The sequence below is a fragment of the Scandinavium sp. NPDC088450 genome (assembly GCF_044900545.1).
GTDB lineage: Bacteria > Pseudomonadota > Gammaproteobacteria > Enterobacterales > Enterobacteriaceae > Scandinavium.
Map to the genome: position 1 here is coordinate 1 of NZ_JBJDNI010000036.1, position 17,265 is coordinate 17,265.

The following is a 17,265-nucleotide window of genomic DNA, read 5'->3' on the forward strand; positions in this document are numbered from 1 at the left end:
TGTCGGTAAAACGTGATTTTTTCATAGAGATCTCCCCGGTTCAGATTACGAGAAAATTCTACTTATCAACACCCCGGATTTTCGGGGGGATTACCTTAGCAGGCGCAGCCGTCGCCCGTCAAACAGGGCATCAGAGACAAAATCCATGCCCCAGACGTAATTCGGATACAGCCCCTGAGGCTGCGGTTGTCGGCGCCGTGCGGATTTATTGCGGCCTGGCCGTTTGAGGCGCAGCGACAGCCCCTGTACGCTGTAAAGCCGGTAAATCCTATTGTGGTTATCACGCCAGCCCTCCCGCCAGAGCATCACGTGTACTCGGTGGTAACCGTAATGCACCCGGGTTTCGGTGATCTCACTGATGCGCAGCCGGAGTGCGCTGTCGTCGGCGGCCACAGAGCGATGGCAAAACGAGCTGCGGCTGACCCGCAGCGTAAAACAGACCTGTCTCTCACTGGCACCGAAGATGATCTGCAAATTCCTGATCCACTCGCGCAGGCGCGCCAGCGTCAGCTCTTTTTTGCCAGCACGTCCTGCAGCATGGCCTTGTCGAGACTCAGATCGGCGACCAGCTTCTTCAGCCAGAGATTCTCTTCCTCAAGCTGCCGCATGTGCTTCAGCTCAGAGGGCGAACTGCAACCGTATTTCTTGCGCCACGTATAAAACGTGGCATCAGAAATACCCAGCTTCCAGTAGACCTCTGGTACCGGTGTACCCAGTTCAGCCTGCTTCAGGGCAAAGACAATCTGTCTCTTCAGTAAATCGTGATTTTTTCATCGGCACCACCTCCGTTCATGGAGTGTAGATCATGCCGGAGTTCTGTTTCTGAATGGAGCAGGATTATGGGGCAGGGTCATTATAAAGACATTACTAACATCGCGGTGTATTAATCAACGGGGAGCAGGTCAGTCAGGCAGGCTGTCACAGTTTGCTCCGAGGCCGTGTTCTGCGCCGCTGAGGGTAAATTGTCACACCGGGTGATCCACCCCGGATGGGGCAGGGTCAGGGCAGACTGTCACAGTTTCTTCAAAGGCCGTGTTCTGCGCCGCTGAGGGCAATTTGTCACACAGGGTGATCCACCCCGGATGGGGCAGGGTAAGGGTAGACTGTCACAGTTTCTTCCGAGGCCGTGTTCTGCGCCGCTGAGGGTAAATTGTCACACCGGGTGATCCACCCCGGATGGGGCAGGGTCAGGGCAGACTGTCACAGTTTCTTCAAAGGCCGTGTTCTGCGCCGCTGAGGGCAATTTGTCACACAGGGTGATCCACCCCGGATGGGGCAGGGTCAGGGCAGACTGTCACAGTTTCTTCCGAGACCGTGTGTCTGCGCCGCTGAGGGCAATTTGTCACACTGGCGATCCACCCCGAATGGGGCAGGGCCAGGGCAGACTGTCACAGTTTCTTCCGAGACCGTGTGTCTGCGCCGCTGAGGGCAATTTGTCACACAGGGTGATCCACGCCGGATGGGGCAGGGTCAGGGCAGATTGTCACAGTTTCTTCCGAGACCGTGTGTCTGCGCCGCTGAAGGCAATTTGTCACACTGGCGGTCCGCCCCGGATGGCGAAGGGTCAGGGCAGACTGTCACGGTTTACTCCGAGACCGTGTGTCTGTGCTGCTGAGGGCAATTTGTCACATCTGGCTATCCGGCCCGGATGGGCAGGGTCAGGGCAGACTGTCACGGTTTACTCCGAGGCTGTCTGTCTGTGCTGATGAGGGCAATTTGTCACATCTGACTATCCGGCCCGGATGGGCAGGGTCAGGGCAGACTGTCACGGTTTACTCCGAGGCTGTCTGTCTGTGCTGCTGAGGGCAATTTGTCACATCTGGCTATCCGGCCCGGATGGGCAGGGTCAGGGCAGACTGTCACAGTTTCTTCCGAGGCCGTGTTCTGCGTCGTTAAGGGCAATTTGTCACACTGGCGCTCCACTCTGGATGAGGCAGGGCCAAGGCAGACTGTCACAGTTTCTTCCGAGACCGTGTGTCTGCGCCGCTGAGGGCAATTTGTCACACTGGCGGTCCGCCCGGATGGCGAAGGGTCAGGGCTGACTGTAACGGTTTACTCCGAGGCTGTCTGTCTGTGCCGCTGATGGCAATCTGTCACAGCTTCTTTCGAGGCTCTGCGCATATGGTGTTGAGGGCAATTTGTCACACTGGCGATCCACCCCGGATGGCGAAGGGTCAGGGCAGACTGTAACGGTTTACTCCGAGGCTGTCTGTCTGTGACGCTGAGGGCAATCTGTCACAGCTTCTTTCGAGGCTGTGCGCATATGGTGTTGAGGGCAATTTGTCACACTGGCGATCCACCCCGGATGGCGAAGGGTCAGGGCAGACTGTAACGGTTTACTCCGAGGTTGTCTGTCTGTGCCGCTGAGGGCAATCTGTCACAGCTTCTTTCGAGGCTGTGCGCATATGGTGTTGAGGGCAATTTGTCACACTGGCGATCCACTCCGGATGGCGAAGGGTAAGGGCAGACTGTCACAGTTTCTTCCAGTGCTGTGCGTCTGTGCTGCTGAGGGCAATCTGTCACAGTTTCTTTCGAGGCTGTGCGCATATGGTGTTGAGGGCAATTTGTCACAATTGTCGAATTATGGCTTTCAGTTATTTTATAGTGATATTGGGTCAGTAGAGCTGAGCGACAAGTTATAGGCTCAGGAACTGAATGTCATCAAGCTGCGTGATCGGCAAAAGACTGGCGCAATCAATTCGGGCATTTTTTTGCCATTTTCGGGGGGTAGGCTTTCGCCCTGAGCAGCCAATCATTGGTACAACCAATCATCCTGGGCTCCTGTTCCCGAAGAAAGCCGCTTCGCGGGGCTCGTTTCGTCACCAGCATCATTGTCATCCGTTCTCATCCTCTTCAGAAACCATGGGTATTCCACTGCCACCGGCAAGGCTCCGGTGCCGGAATGGCAGAAAATCAGCAATGTCAGGATTTGCTCTGGCCTGCCAGCAGGGCGGTCAGCTGGCTGTTCTGCTCCCGCAGCGCCTGAAGCTCACCCGTTACTGCGGCCTTTTCCTCACGCGCATCCTGAGCGGCCTGTACAGCGTTCTCGCGCGCTTTCTCCTGACGGGCAAGCTCAGCGTCATGTTTCCGGTTTAGTTCCGCCAGCGTCTTCTCGCTTCTGGCTGTCAGGGTCTGGTTCTGCTGCTCTGCCTGGCGCAGCTGTTGTAAGCGTAAACCCAGCGCCGTATGTAGCCATTAAGCCAGTGCTGGTAACTTAGATGCCCACCTGTACAGACGGACATCTAAATATGGAAACCCAATCCTGGCGAAAAGAACCCCGTAAAAATTATTCGAATGACTTCAAGCTCCGTATGGTTGAACTGGCTTCCCGTCCCGGTGCCTGCGTTGCTCAGATCGCCCGTGAAAATGGCGTCAATGATAACGTCATCTTCAAATGGCTACGGCTCTGGCAGGATGAAGGCCGCATATCACGTCGCCTCCCGGCAACAGCCGAATCTTCATCATCACCTGTGATGCTGCCTGTCGAAGTGATACCTGATCCAGTGCCAATCGGTGAGACGAATACTGACCCGGGTCAGTTCCCAGCGCTGAATGCCTCCTCCTGTTGTGTTGAGTTCCGTCACGGCAAAATGACGCTTGAGAACCCGTCACCAGAGTTGCTGGCCGTTCTGCTCCGTGAGCTGACCGGGAAAAGCCAATGATATCCCTCCCGTCAGGCACTCGTATCTGGCTGGTTGCCGGCGTCACCGATATGCGCAAATCGTCCAATGGTCTGGGCGAGTTAGTACAGCATGCACTTGAGGAAAACCCGTTCTCCGGTCACCTGTTTATCTTCCGTGGCCGCAAAGGCGATACTATGAAGATCCTCTGGGCTGATGCCGACGGTCTGTGTCTGTTTACCAAACGGCTTGAAGAAGGCCAGTTCGTCTGGCCTGCTGTACGCGAGGGTAAAATCGCTATCACCCGCTCACAACTTGCTATGCTCCTCGATAAGCTGGACTGGCGTCAGCCAAAAACAGCACGGCTTAACTCACTGACAATGTTGTAAAAAGAACATGACCGCATTATAAATGGGGTCATGAGTCAGGACTATCTCGCCCGTATCGCTGCGCTGGAAGATGCGCTCCGTCAGAAAGACAATCAACTCAACCTTGTTGCAGAGACTGAGTCGTTCCTGCGTTCGGCGCTGGCCCGCGCCGAAGAGAAAATCGAGAACGAAGAACGCGAAATAGAGCATCTGCGGGCACAGATAGAAAAACTGCGGCGAATGCTGTTCGGTACCCGCTCTGAAAAACTGCGGCACCAGGTTGAAGAGGCTGAAGCCCTGCTGAAACAGCAGGAGCAGCAAAGCGATCGCTACAACGGACGGGAAGACGATCCGCAGGTTCCACGTCAGCTTCGCCAGTCTCGTCACCGTCGACCTCTCCCTGAACATCTTCCCCGCGAAATAAACAGGCTGGAGCCAGCAGAAACCTGCTGCCCGGACTGCGGCAGCGATATGAAATACCTCAGCGAAGTCAGCGCGGAGCAACTGGAACTGGTCTGATCCGCACGGTCAGGGTGAAAAAGGCCTGTACCCGATGCGACAGTATCGTTGAAGCATCAGCGCCATCACGCCCCATCGATCGGGGTATCGCCGGGCCGGGTCTGCTGGCCCGCGTGTTAACGGCCAAATACTGCGAACACCTGCCGCTCTATCGCCAGTGCGAAATCTTTGCCCGCCAGGGCGTGGATCTGAGCCGGGCTCTGCTCTCCAACTGGGTGGATGCGTGTTGCCGGTTGATGGCCCCGCTGGATGAAGCTCTTTATCGCTACGTGATGGACTGCCGCAAACTGCATACGGACGATACCCCGGTGCCGGTACTGGCCCCGGGGAGAAAGAAGACGAAAACCGGGCGCATCTGGACGTATGTGCGCGATGACCGGAATGCTTGCTCGTCAGACCCGCCAGCGGCATGGTTCGCCTTCTCGCCAGACCGACAGGGGAAACATCCTCAGCAACATCTTCGACACTATCATGGTGTGCTGCAGGCGGATGCCTTCGCAGGCTACGAGCGGTTGTTCAGCGCAGAGCGTGATGGTGGTCCGTTAACAGAAGCCGCATGTTGGGCCCACGCGCGCCGCAAAATCCACGACGTCTATATAAGTACTCAGACGGCCACAGCAGAGGAAGCCCTGAAACGTATCGGAGAGCTGTACGCTATCGAAGAAGCCATACGCGGCCTCCCGGCAACTGAGCGGCTGGCAGCGAGACAATCGCGGAGCAAACCGCTGCTGATATCCCTGCATGAGTGGTTGGTGGAAAAAAGCGCCAGGCTGTCGAAAAAATCCCGGCTGGGCGAGGCGTTCGCTTATGTCCTGCACCAGTGGGATGCGCTGCGCTACTACTGCGATGACGGCCTGGCAGAGCCTGATAACAACGCAGCCGAACGAGCCCTTCGTGCTGTCTGTCTTGGGAAAAAGAATTTTATCTTCTTCGGCAGCGACCACGGCGGTGAGCGCGGAGCCCCGCTATATGGTCTTATCGGAACATGCAGGCTCAATGGCATCGATCCGGAGGCTTACCTTAGATATGTCCTCAGAGTGTTGCCGGAGTGGCCGTCGAACAAAGTGGCTGAACTCCTGCCATGGAACATGGATCTCACCAATAAATAGCCGTCAATACGGCACTCACTTAACGCTTACTCATTACGTTAAGTGACGTGATAAATACAGAATGTACGGAATGCTCATCGGCATGAACTGATTTCTCCGTGAATTTTTCTACCACTTCACGAAAGTCTTTTAAACGTCATGTTGATGCCAGTCACGGCCATTATCCCCTGTTCCAGATTGCTCATGCTCCTGCCAGATGACTACTGGCAGCCAAGCATCTGTTTGACCGTCGGCTTCATCCGTTCGCAGGCGTCATGAGGCGGAACACGGTTCAGCATCAGCGCGCCCTTGACGGCACAATTGATGATAATCGCCAGGTCAGCAGGTTCGCCGCTGAAGGTCAGCTCACCGCTTTCCCGCCCGGTGCGCAGCACATCGGCAATAATCCGCAAATCCGTTTGTGCCAGTTTACTTACCGCATCCTGCAGGGCGGGCTCGAACACATTGCTGTCAGAGAGCATGGCGTGCACGCCACACATCTGGCCTTTTTGTGCACAATACGCGAAAGCTTCCATATACGCTTCCAGACGGGCCTTCCCGGCAGGAACCGCCAGCAATTTCTCTTCCATTTTCAGCAGCCGGGTTTCCTTGCGCGCACAGTAGGCAATACCGAGGTCGGTTTTGCTCGGGAAATGGTAGTGGATACTGGCTTTACGTATTCCTAATGCAGTCGCCAGGTCAGCATAGCTGAATCCCTGGTAGCCATTTTCCTGAATCAATGTGTCAGCCAGGTCAAGGAGGCTGTCATAGGTGGACATAACGTTTCTCCGGGCAGCGGTGCGCCTGTGGGACTTTCAATCGCAAACACGTCCGGGGTCAGAAGACCGCCGGACGTGGGGGACAGCATATCAGATAATCAGCGGTACAGAATGGCGGTACCGGACAGTTTATTGTTGCCGGAGGCGCTGACAATCCGGTAATGATTGGCTCCGGCCTCGCTGGCTTTCATGGCGAGCGAAGCCTGCAGTCCGTCCAGGGTGGTGAATCCGCTGGCGGAAATGACGCCCGTTTGATTCAGGGAGGCCGCATCCATCCGGCTGATTTCTGTTGCCGGTCCGGCAAACGCCAGCGTGGAAGAAACCAGCGTCGCCGCAGCAATAATTGTCAGTGTGATATTTTTCATCATGATTGTCCTTCTAAAAGTGTATAAGCGCTTATTTATTCAGGCAGTTGCCATTCGGGACGGGCGAAATGGCAGGTGTAACCCTTCGGATTGCGCAGCAGGTAATCCTGATGCTCCGGTTCAGCACTCCAGAATTCACCCGCTTTTTCCACTTCGGTGACGATAACGCCAGGCCAGCGACCGGAGGCGTCGGACTGCTCAATAACCCGCAGGGCTTCCAGGCGCTGCTCTTCTGTCGTCCAGAAAATGGCTGAGCGGTAGCTGGAGCCGATATCGTTGCCCTGGCGACGGATGGTGCTGGGGTCATGTATCTGGAAGAAGTGCTTCAGCAGTGCCCGGAAACTCAGCCGGTCAGGGTCAAACACCACTTTTACCGCTTCGGCATGACCGGGATGATACTCATAAGTGGGATTATCATTCCTGCCGCCGGTATATCCGACTTCGGTGCTGATGACGCCTTTCAGCTGCCGGAGCAAATCCTGCATCCCCCAGAAGCATCCGCCTGCGAGAATAGCTGTTTCAGTTTTCATGGTGACCTCCGGGAGTAAACAGGGTTAAGTAATCGCCATAACCGGCCTTTTCCAGTTCTGCTTTTGGAATAAAGCGCAGCGCGGCGGAGTTGATGCAGTAGCGCAAACCGCCACTCTCCTGAGGCCCGTCGGGGAAGACGTGACCCAGATGACTGTCGGCATGAAGGGAACGAACTTCGGTGCGAATCATGCCATGGCTGGTGTCGCGCAGATTACGGACGTTTTCCTCCAACGGCTGGCTGAATGCAGGCCATCCACAGCCTGAATCGAACTTATCGCGGGATGAAAACAGGGGCTCGCCGGACACGATGTCGACATACAGGCCGTCTTCAAAATGTTTGTCATACTCACCGGTAAAGGCGCGCTCGGTGCCGTTTTTCTGGGTGACGTTAAACTGCAGTTCAGACAGCGCATCAATGGCCTGCGGGTCTTTCTGATAGTTTTTGCTCATGGTGTGACCTCATGTTGTTCGCGTGATGTTCAGGCTGACCTCCGGTGCAATGCGCACCGGCAGGAAAGCGTATGTTCAGCGGTAAAGCGTGGCGGTCCCGGAATAGGGCGACATACTACTGACGCTGGTGATGCGGTAGCCGGAAGCCCCTTGCTGTTCGGCTTTCGCCATCAGCAAATCATCCAGGTCATCCGGCGTGGCAGCCCCGCTGGCTGAGATGGCTCCGATTCTGCTGGACTCCGCCGCCTGTTTGCGGTTCAGCTCCTGTGCCATGGCAGGCACCAGCACAACGGCCACATCTTCCTGCTCGGTCAGGCTGGCCTGGCCGCCGAAGTTCAGGTTGTCAGCCAGCGTGCCGGCAACGAACGTGGTGCCTGCAGCATCATGGCTGAACTGAAGTGCGTCGGCCTGAGTGCGGGTGATGGTTTCCTGCTGAGGCTGAGCGGCGAAAGCGAAAACCGGGAAAGTGAATGCTGCTGCAATGATTAATTTTTTCATTGTATTACCCTCGTTGATTATCTGTGTCGGTTGCTGTTGTGTTGCCCTGTTGTTGAAACTAAATCTACCTACCAGTAGATAGATTGACAAGGCGAAATTTATCCTGCAAGTCAAAAATGTGATGCGTGTCACATTAAAAAGGTATGTACAGAAGGGGGGAAGAACTTGCTTTTACTGCAGGTTGTTATTGTTTTTTGTTTATAATTAAATGGTTATCCCTGATTTTTCCTGCAGATGCGGTGGGGTAGCCAGGCAATGATGGAAGGCGCTTTATTATGCGTGTCTGGCACTAACTTTCATTCAGTCACCGCTGCCGAAGCTTGCCGTTGAATGACTCCCCCGTCGTATTATCCGTAGTTGTTCCCGGCCGGCGAGTATGAAGTGGCTACCACTCTTACGACAAGATGCCGTAATTGCCTGTTCTCATTATATTTTCAGGGGGGGCGGTCCCTGCACTTGGCTAAACGGATAATATTTCCCGCCTGTCTCCTGTTCAGCTCTCCCTGCCAAAGCCTAAGTTTAAAACCAGTCATTTTTCCATTCTGAACAATGGACTGACCCCGCCCGGGGTCAGTCCAATGCGGGTTGCTACAGTTAGACTAGATAACTGTTGACACCAGATATACGCCACATATCGCGCTGATGCCACCCAACACACGCAACACTTTATCTCCGTTACGAGACTTCATCATATAATGCGCGCCGACGGCACCCACCACATGTAGCATGGCCGTGGTGGCTAAAAATCCTGCCGTGTAGGTCAGTTTATTTTGCATCAGTGGCATTTCATATCCATGAGCATAGCCATGGAAAATCCCGAATAGAGCTGTAGCGGCGGCAGCCAGATATATAGGCAGGATCTGCTTCATACTGATAGCCAATCCCAACAGCACCACGGAAAAGGCAACCGCAATTTCAGTCGCAGGGAGTTCAATATGTTCAAAGCCAGCCAATCCGCCTAAAAACATAAAGCAAACAAAGGCAGACGGCACAATCCAGATTGCCCGGCCTCCTATCTGGCTACTCCAGGCACCCACAGAAATCATTGCCAATAAATGATCCATACCAGAGAGCGGGTGCAGCCAGCCCGAAGAATTGGCAGTGGTATGGGCATAAGCGTTATGGATCATGAAAAAAGTGGCTGCCGCGAGTGCATGGGGTAACATTTTTTTTGTCATTTTCATTTTTGTGCATCTTCTGTAATTGGAAGTGTCAATGAGGCCCAAACGCTTTTCCAGTCCGCATCATCAATGGGGGAGGTTTCCATATCAACGGCGCTAAAGAGCCATTCCCCTTTTGACGGGAGAATAAATTTAACCAAACCCTCGGCATCTGTTACGGCACGAAGGACAGTGGGGGGAGTAGTATTTAGCTCGGCTTTAATCTGAATGCCCTGTAAAGGCTTGCTGCTGGACAGCAGCTTGACAGTAAAGGGAGTACCAGGGATGTAATGCAGCGGTTCGGTCATGGGTACCAGTTCACGCTCAAGACCGAGGACTTTATCAAAGCCGGTACTTTGATTATCAACGAAAATCAGAGCCTTGGCACAACGGAAAAATAACTCAGAGCCGGGCTGCGATGATTCATCGTTGTCATGCCGTTGCTGTGAGATTTTCTGTAATCCTTCATCTTGCAAATATTCTTCAAACTCGTCTGCGGGAAGGGTAATTTTTGCGCCATTTGTCGTTAAAGCGGCAATAGTCGTCCCTGGCGTTCGGGTCTTCAAATGACCGATAACTAAAGCGCCATCGTGTCCTTCGACTTTCATTTTCCCTAAGTTATCCCAGGCATCAAAGGTTGCGATGAGACCTGCAAGACGCGGGGTCTGCTTGCCAGGCCAACCAGGGCCAATCCGTAGCTCAAAAAAAACGTCATCATTTTGCTGCGAAAGCGAATTGTGTGGAAGAACCCAAAAATCATGGGCGGCGGCATTACGTATGCAAAGTGCAAAAATGGCGGAAAGAAACAAGACGGATTTAAGCAATTTGTAATACGAGGGGGAGTTTCTTCCTGTCATACAGCGTTCCTTATGTCAGATTGCAAAATTCAGCCATGCGGTTAAGCATGGCTGAAAGCCTAAGCAGAATTAATTCAGCGGGGCGGGGATCAGGTACGGGAAGTCCTGTGTATAGAGCTTCTGATTCGTGATGTGCTGATCGGTTGGCTGGCCTAATAATAAGGTCAACATTTCACTCATTGCGTCATCACTCAGGCTGCGTCCATTAATGGACGCCGCTGAGAATTTCGCGGGGGTGCCCACGTTATAGGTGATTACGTCAGGTACAAGCATATTCGCAACTTTATCGCCATAAACCTGTGGTTCCTTTTGGGAATGCGCAAAGGTGCTGGCACGGGCGGTACGTGCGGAGACAAAGTTTTTCATATCCTGCGAATTGTCAGGGCGACTCTGGTCATGTTCCCTTTTGAGCGCTTCATTTTCAAACAGCATCGAGTGTGAGAACAGCGGGATCGCGGAATATTGCAATTGTTTCCAGTTGCCACTTTGTTCTACAGCTGTTGTCATAAAGACTTCAACTTCTTTGCCCAGCATATCGTTTGGTACATCTAGCACTATTGCACCACATTTGCGGCCGGTAAAAATATTTTTTCCTTTTACGGATGTCCAGATATTCGGATCATAACTCCCTTCAGCCAGCTGCTGACGCAAAATATGCAGGCCCGGGGAGTTACCATAGAAGGGATCTTTTGCCGTACCTGCCCACAGAAGAATGCCGTTACTCAGTTCGGCTTTTTTATCCAGAGAGCCTTTACCAATTTCTTTTCCCTTAGTGCCGATTGGCGCATTAGGGGAATCGATTTGATAGACGGTGTAGTTACCTTTATCATCAAAAATCAGCGAAAACGTATGGCCAGTTTTGAATTTTGAATCATCAGCTACATGGATGTTATAGAGAGCGCCAGGTTTGAATACACCACCCGGGGTTGCTTTGGGGGAAGGATTAACATCCATAATAAAGGCTGTCGAATTCGAGCGTGATGACTGGAAAACATAATTATCTAGTTGGTTGATGGCAGGGTCTTTCAACGCTGCTGCTGTTTCAAAATGATGACTGGCCATTGCACCTGTGGAGCTGGCGATCAATGTAGCCAGGAGTGTTAGATTAACCTTGTTCATAGATATCCTCACTGAAAAAATGACGGTAAAATAATATTTTTCTGGATAGCCAAATTTTCTCAAACCTGGCCATCAGCGTAACTATTCTGCTATTAAGTCTGGTTATTTGTAGGTTTCTGCCGTTGCACGAACATCGGAATTCATTCCAGTCATTCCAATAGATGTGATGTGATAATAACCCGCACCTTTTTCATCAGCTTTTTTTGATAACGCTGCGATGGCATCGTCAATGGTGCCGTCATTAAGTTCAACAGAAACCTCACCCAATTTCTGTTTCATATTTGCCATTTCAGAGTTGCGAATTTCTTTCGCGGCAAAAGAACTGAAGCTGATCGCCATCAGCAGTGCCAGAGTCAACGGTTTTTTCATTGGTAAATCCTTTTTAAATAATAATGTGATTTAGCAGCCGCCTTCACAGGATGAAGGTTGTGGGCCATCGTCGATCAGATCAAATGTCAAAACGCGCAGCGGAATAACATCTGAACGATTTTTGATCCAGTGCTCCGTATCGTTATATTCAGCGAAGCAATCGCCTTCTTTCCAGATACGGACTTCACCGAATTGATTGCTGTGCTCTTCCCCCGACCCCTGAAGAACATAAAGCAGCGCAGGGCGGTTCTTATGCGAGTGAAGTGCAACCACTTTTCCTGGGTGGCATTCGAGAACACGGCAGCGCATCCGTCTTTCCAGCAGTGGTTTAGCGCCTTCCGGGACGACGATATCGGCCATATAAATGGCGGCCAGCTCCGTCGATATCTCATCATCGTTTAAAGCAATTGTTTCTTTCGGATAAGTTTCATTTTTCATTTGACACCTCTTATGTTGAGAGAAAAATAATCGGTTAAACGCCTACGAAAACCTGGACTTCAACCCGCCATTCTGGCCGGGCGAGTTTTACTACCTGAATCGCTGAACGCGATGGCGATTGCTGATTTGCGGCATCGATCCATTGATCCCATTCGCCGTTAAATCCATCGTAATCCGCCATATCAGTCAGAAAGATATTGGCGTAGAGGATATTTGATTTATCAGTACCGGCTTTTTGTAAAAGCATATCGATACTGGAAAATAAACTTCTGGCTTGTTCCCTGACGCTGGTTCCTTCTGATACTTGCCCTGATAGCACCAACAAGTTTCCGAGTTGCGATGCCTGACTCATACGAGAGTTGGTGTCGAATCGTTTTATCTTCATGCTGCCTCCTGTTGCTTCCAGATACGTAGACTGTTCCTAGGGATTATTAGGATTGCTGCGGTCGAGCCCTATTTTTTGAGCAGCAAAGACGAAATCCTGATCGCTGGCATGGGCAATGTGACATGCGGAGCATTGTGCTGCGGGTAATTTTTGGGCCGTTTCAGGATAGGGCGGTTTAACATTACCGCTCGTGAAAAATGCCCAGTTACCCGCATCATTTGGAAAACGTTTTTTATCTTTAACCATATAACCAAAGCCGGTGTAATTTTCCTGGTAAATGGCTGTTCCAAGCGGCGTCTTGCAAACATGTGAAACTGGATCGCAATTTTTATCCTTTTCAGCAGCGGTGAATTCTTTGACGATCTGTGAACCATCTGCCCACTTCCCCGTTTCCATATAATAGCGATAGGCACTCGGTTCGATATAGGTATTACCAATCAACGGCGCGTCAATCTTGCTGCCATCAAAAATGTTTGTACCGCTCTCTTTCACAAAGGTTCCAACATGCACCCAATGATGAAAATCGCCAGGCAGTTTCACTGCCCCATCGGCTCTAAAAGTGGCTCTTGCAATCGGTCTAATATCCATGGGTTTATCTGAAGCATTACTGGCAAACGCAGATGTGGTCTGGAATGTCATGGCTACAGAAAATATAAAAAAACATATTTTGTTCATTTTTGTCTTCATAATTTTAATCTCGTCCGGGTTAACTACGGCCATTGTTGTTTGATAACTTGCTATTGAGTCTTCGTTTTCATCAGATTTTCTCGAGCGTTTTTAACATCAGATTCGGTCACTGGAGGTGCATGGTTACCCCAGCTATTACGAATAAAGGTGGCGACATCCGCGATTTGTTTGTTATTCAACTGATCGGCGAAGTCTGGCATGACAATTCCTGTGACATCACTCTCGGTGACAGGTTGAGCCCCGCCTGACAGGATGATGTTAATCACTGAAGAAGGGTCATCGCTTAAAATCGCCGTGTTATGTGCAAGCGGTGGGAAGATATTTGGGTAACCTTTACCATCGCTGCGATGACAGGCGGAGCAATTATCCACATAGTTTTTCGCTCCCGTGGCACTGACATCACCTGTCGTTAACGCATGCGCTGTACTTGGGTCATCTTTTAGCGTGGGGTCATTATTTTTTGCGCGAAGCGTTTTCAGGTAAATCGCAATAGCATTGAGGTCGTCATCGGTCATTTGATGAGTACTTTTGGTGATCACCTCCTTCATCGGGCCAAAAGCAATTGTCCGTGCGTTTTTACCTGTATCAAGGAAATCGACAATGTCCTGCTGCGACCAATCACCCAAACCGGTGACCTTGCTCCCCGTCAGGTCCGGTGCAAACCAGTTATCAATTTTGCCGCCGGTCAAATAATCTGAATCGGTTTGATCAAGTGCCTTTTCCTGAAATGCGACACCACGTGGTGTATGACAGGCGCCACAATGACCCAAAGACTGCACCAGATAAGCACCGCGCGCCCATTGCGGGTCTTTCATGGGCGGTTTATGTGCGGGATCGCTGACAAATGCCCATTTCCAAAGATGAAGTGGCCACCGCATGTTCAAGGGCCATGGGATATCGGTTTTACGGTTTGGTTGCTGCTGTGGCTGAACGCTATTATGAAAATAGGCATACAGATCCCGAACATCGTCATCGGTCAGGCGCGAGTAGGAGGGATAGGGCATTGCGGGATAAAGAACACTGCCATCTTTCGCTATACCGTCTCTGACTGCCCTGGAAAAATCTTCGTAACTGTAATCACCAATCCCCGTTTTCTTATCCGGGGTGATATTGGTGGAATAAATATTACCTACCGGGCTGGCGATTTTCAGGCCACCGGCAAAGGGCTTGTTTTCATCAACAGTATGACAAGCGCCGCAATCTGCAGCATTGGCCAGGTAGCGACCATGCTCAATTGCAGCTTCATCGTCTGCTAAGGCTGCATGAGAAAACAGCGTAACGGTGCAGACAAAGGCTAATGGGTACCACGCGCTTTTCATTCTTCTTTCCTTTTTAAGCCTGAACTAACTTGCCTGGTTCATTTAAATAGCGGGTAAGAATTTCATTCGCGGCAAAGAGTGCCGTGGCGCAAACAATCCCTGTAGGGTTGTAAGCCAAATTTTGTGGGAAACAACTTGCGCCCGTGACGAACAAATTGGGAACATCCCAACACTGTAAATATTTATTGACGACGCTGTTTTTCGGGTTATCACCCATGATGGCTCCGCCCGTCGTATGTGTAGATTGATATGGGCGCACATCATAATGGCTATTAAGCGTCTTAAATCCGACTTGATAATGTTTAGGGTTCATTTCCCGGGCGATACCCTCGGCTTTCTCTTTAATAAAGTTGGTCATCAGCAATTCGTTTTTTTGCCAGTCAAACGTCATACGTAATAGCGGTTGCCCATAAACATCTTTATAAGTCGGGTCGAGATCAAGATAACACTGACGATAGGGCATCACTGAGCCTGAGGAGCCGATATTGATGGTGTGTAAATAGTGTTCTTTAATGGCGGCTTTCCATCCGCTTCCCCATTTCGGGGCCTCTTTTGGTAACGATATTTGCTGTATTGGCCGCCCGCCGGTGATGGTCTGTGAAATGGTCGCTCCACCGATGAAACCATGACTGGAGTGGTCAAAGTTTTCGGCGTTGAAATTATCAATAAACGTACCGGTTGCTCCCGTCGCGCCAAAGGGATTGAATATTTGTGTTTTATCAAAGAATAAATTAATACCACCTGTCATTTGATAAGCATAGTTTTTACCCACGACGCCCTCGCCGGTCATAGGATCATAGGGTTTGCCAATTTTCGAAAGCAGCAACAATCGCACATTGTGCAGCTGGAATGCGCTGAGAATAACCAAATCAGCCGGTTGTTCGATTTCATTTCCTTGCTCGTCAATGTAGGTCACACCCGTGGCGCGGGAACCATTACTGTCCGTATTAATGCGAATGACATGCGCATGCGTTTGCAACGTAAAATTTTTATGCCGCCGTAATGCGGGCAATATGCAGCTTTGAGGCGAACCTTTGGAATAATTGAAACAGCCAAAACGTTCGCAATAGCCGCAATAATTACATACCCCTAACTGGACATTATAGGGATTGACCCATGGCTCAGTGGTATTGGCTGCCGGGCAAGGAAAGGGGTTGTATCCCAGGTTTTCAGCCGCTTTGGCAAACAGGTCACCGCTGTATAAGCGCCGTAGCGGCTTCGTAGGGTAGCCATTTTTTCTTGGCGCTTCGAAGGGATTGCCCCCGGGTTGAAGGACCCCATTGATATTGCCAGCCTGTCCTGCGGCACCGACAATCTTTTCAAACTTGTCAAACCAGGGTTCCATTTCTGCATAGGTGAAAGGGTAATCCTGCAATGTCATGTCTGATGGGATGAAATCAGCCCCGTATTTTTCAATGACGGTTGATCGCATGCTCAGGTCCGCTTCCAATGGGCGCCAAAGCATGCCATTCCAGTGACAACCGGCACCGCCGACACCGTCTCCCGGCAAAAAAGAACCGAAACGGCGATACGGCATTGCCGTTTGTGTGGCGTTATGACGTACGGTAACGGTCTCTTTGGCTGCGTTTTGAAAGAGTTTAAGGCGTACGGCGTAAGTCAATTCATCCGCTATGCGCGGGTAAGCAAAATCAGGATAGGTATCTCTGTCTTCACCACGTTCGAGTGCGAGAATCGAGAGGCCACTTTTCACTAATTCCATCGCCATTAATGAACCGGTCCACCCTAGACCCACAATAACAATATCAACGGGGGGATTTATTTTCTTAGTCATCTTTATGACCCTCGCTTGCGTGAAATACTGACAGGTCCGTAGGGATACGGTTTGCCCGGTTGCTTCACCATGTCCATAAAATCTGCCCGAGCGCCTGGGAAACCGATCAATTTCCAGGATGCCAGTGTCTTGTTTCCGCCATGAATAGGGTCCGCGAGGTATCCTTCTTTTGTATTATCCAGTAGCTGAGTGAAAAAGAGATTACCGCTGATTGCGGGATCGCTGATCTCGTCTTCCTCCAACTTACTTAGGATCACATCCTGATTTTTAATGCTCAGGAGATGAAATAAATTGCCAAAATGCTGCATGCAATAATTGTTAATCATTCTTATTCCCTGCCGATAAACTTCACGTGGAACAAGATGCGATTGATAGCCAAGCTGTGGAATGCTTTTCGCAAAGGGTGGATGCATATACCATAATTGGCCCCAGCCGTATGGCATTTCCATTTGCTTATCAATAAATATGGGTACATCTTCGCTGACGGCCCCAGGTCCATTTTCATCAGTGGGGATCAGTCGGTCAACTGCGGCCAAAATGAATGCCCATTCAATGTCATTAAAAAAATATGGCAAATACTCATTCTTGATACCTTCTCCCGCAGATGCGTATGTCGGAGCTGAAACTATCACTGAGGGTATTATCGCGACAGGGATTATAGATAAAGTTCGTCGAAAAAATTCCCGGCGGGACGCTTGCTGCTTATTTTTATCTTCTGACATAACGTCCTCTAATGCTTTAAGTAATATTCACATTCAGCGCTTTTGTGCTGGCTGAATATTTAGAGTGTAAGGTTAGTGCAAAAAATAATATCTGCAAATATAAGTCAATTACGTCTATTTGGGTTTATCGCCTTATTTAAATTTAATTTGTAGAATTAAATGCTGAATTTATAATTATTGTTAGTTATTTGTGCTTTTC

Annotated in this window: 18 protein-coding genes and 2 pseudogenes; 4 read left to right on the plus strand and 16 right to left on the minus strand. The window is 50.8% G+C overall.

The window, feature by feature from the left end; translation table 11 throughout:
- Positions 1-96: 96 nt before the first annotated feature.
- Positions 97-774, minus strand: a pseudogene (locus tag ACI2I2_RS22445) (transposase); the annotation flags it as partial.
- Between the two features lie 2,145 nt (positions 775-2,919).
- Between ACI2I2_RS22445 and ACI2I2_RS22450 the strand changes: the two are divergent.
- From ACI2I2_RS22450 to tnpC, 4 genes and pseudogenes are all read left to right on the plus strand, one after another.
- Positions 2,920-3,096, plus strand: coding sequence for a hypothetical protein (locus ACI2I2_RS22450; RefSeq protein ID WP_404659979.1), 177 nt, complete (start codon positions 2,920-2,922; stop codon positions 3,094-3,096).
- A 152-nt stretch (positions 3,097-3,248) separates the two neighbouring features.
- On the plus strand, positions 3,249-3,662 hold the full coding sequence (gene tnpA, locus ACI2I2_RS22455; RefSeq protein WP_404659980.1) for an IS66-like element accessory protein TnpA: 414 nt from the start codon (positions 3,249-3,251) through the stop codon (positions 3,660-3,662).
- Positions 3,659-4,009, plus strand: a complete 351-nt coding sequence (gene tnpB / locus ACI2I2_RS22460; protein ID WP_404659981.1) for an IS66 family insertion sequence element accessory protein TnpB — start codon at positions 3,659-3,661, stop codon at positions 4,007-4,009. The genes tnpA and tnpB overlap by 4 nt, the downstream gene beginning before the upstream one ends.
- A gap of 30 nt (positions 4,010-4,039) precedes the next feature.
- Positions 4,040-5,616: pseudogene (gene tnpC, locus ACI2I2_RS22465) on the plus strand (IS66 family transposase).
- Between the two features lie 200 nt (positions 5,617-5,816).
- Here tnpC and ACI2I2_RS22470 read toward each other — a convergent pair.
- From ACI2I2_RS22470 to ACI2I2_RS22540, 15 genes are all read right to left on the minus strand, one after another.
- The gene (locus ACI2I2_RS22470) at positions 5,817-6,374 is read right to left on the minus strand and encodes a TetR/AcrR family transcriptional regulator (protein ID WP_404659982.1); all 558 of its coding nucleotides are present in this window, start codon (positions 6,372-6,374) and stop codon (positions 5,817-5,819) included.
- A 98-nt stretch (positions 6,375-6,472) separates the two neighbouring features.
- The gene (locus tag ACI2I2_RS22475) at positions 6,473-6,739 is read right to left on the minus strand and encodes a YdgH/BhsA/McbA-like domain containing protein (protein WP_404660019.1); all 267 of its coding nucleotides are present in this window, start codon (positions 6,737-6,739) and stop codon (positions 6,473-6,475) included.
- A gap of 35 nt (positions 6,740-6,774) precedes the next feature.
- The gene (gene msrA / locus ACI2I2_RS22480; RefSeq protein WP_404659983.1) at positions 6,775-7,269 is read right to left on the minus strand and encodes a peptide-methionine (S)-S-oxide reductase MsrA; all 495 of its coding nucleotides are present in this window, start codon (positions 7,267-7,269) and stop codon (positions 6,775-6,777) included.
- Positions 7,259-7,720 (minus strand): peptide-methionine (R)-S-oxide reductase MsrB, encoded by a 462-nt coding sequence (gene msrB / locus ACI2I2_RS22485; protein WP_404659984.1) that lies wholly within the window; start codon positions 7,718-7,720, stop codon positions 7,259-7,261. Before msrB ends, msrA begins: the two co-directional genes overlap by 11 nt.
- A 75-nt stretch (positions 7,721-7,795) precedes the next feature.
- Positions 7,796-8,218: a DUF1471 domain-containing protein gene (locus ACI2I2_RS22490; RefSeq protein ID WP_404659985.1), complete on the minus strand. Its 423-nt coding sequence runs from the start codon at positions 8,216-8,218 to the stop codon at positions 7,796-7,798.
- Between the two features lie 599 nt (positions 8,219-8,817).
- Positions 8,818-9,402 carry a HupE/UreJ family protein gene (locus tag ACI2I2_RS22495; protein WP_404659986.1) on the minus strand — a complete coding sequence of 195 codons (585 nt, stop codon included), beginning with the start codon at positions 9,400-9,402 and terminating at the stop codon, positions 8,818-8,820.
- Complete coding sequence (locus ACI2I2_RS22500) at positions 9,399-10,235, minus strand: DUF4198 domain-containing protein (protein WP_404659987.1); 837 nt, start codon at positions 10,233-10,235, stop codon at positions 9,399-9,401. Before ACI2I2_RS22500 ends, ACI2I2_RS22495 begins: the two co-directional genes overlap by 4 nt.
- Before the next feature lie 69 nt (positions 10,236-10,304).
- Positions 10,305-11,354, minus strand: coding sequence for a DUF4331 family protein (locus tag ACI2I2_RS22505; RefSeq protein ID WP_404659988.1), 1,050 nt, complete (start codon positions 11,352-11,354; stop codon positions 10,305-10,307).
- 102 nt (positions 11,355-11,456) lie between these two features.
- Complete coding sequence (locus ACI2I2_RS22510; RefSeq protein WP_404659989.1) at positions 11,457-11,723, minus strand: DUF1471 domain-containing protein; 267 nt, start codon at positions 11,721-11,723, stop codon at positions 11,457-11,459.
- A 30-nt stretch (positions 11,724-11,753) separates the two neighbouring features.
- Positions 11,754-12,161, minus strand: a complete 408-nt coding sequence (locus tag ACI2I2_RS22515; protein WP_404659990.1) for a cupin domain-containing protein — start codon at positions 12,159-12,161, stop codon at positions 11,754-11,756.
- Positions 12,162-12,195: 34 nt separating this feature from the next.
- Positions 12,196-12,546 carry a RidA family protein gene (locus ACI2I2_RS22520; protein WP_404659991.1) on the minus strand — a complete coding sequence of 117 codons (351 nt, stop codon included), beginning with the start codon at positions 12,544-12,546 and terminating at the stop codon, positions 12,196-12,198.
- A gap of 36 nt (positions 12,547-12,582) precedes the next feature.
- Positions 12,583-13,233, minus strand: coding sequence for a cytochrome P460 family protein (locus ACI2I2_RS22525; protein WP_404659992.1), 651 nt, complete (start codon positions 13,231-13,233; stop codon positions 12,583-12,585).
- Between the two features lie 50 nt (positions 13,234-13,283).
- Positions 13,284-14,552 (minus strand): c-type cytochrome, encoded by a 1,269-nt coding sequence (locus ACI2I2_RS22530; protein WP_404659993.1) that lies wholly within the window; start codon positions 14,550-14,552, stop codon positions 13,284-13,286.
- A gap of 13 nt (positions 14,553-14,565) precedes the next feature.
- Positions 14,566-16,344 (minus strand): GMC family oxidoreductase, encoded by a 1,779-nt coding sequence (locus tag ACI2I2_RS22535; RefSeq protein ID WP_404659994.1) that lies wholly within the window; start codon positions 16,342-16,344, stop codon positions 14,566-14,568.
- A 2-nt stretch (positions 16,345-16,346) separates the two neighbouring features.
- Positions 16,347-17,066: a gluconate 2-dehydrogenase subunit 3 family protein gene (locus tag ACI2I2_RS22540; protein WP_404659995.1), complete on the minus strand. Its 720-nt coding sequence runs from the start codon at positions 17,064-17,066 to the stop codon at positions 16,347-16,349.
- Positions 17,067-17,265 lie beyond the last annotated feature (199 nt).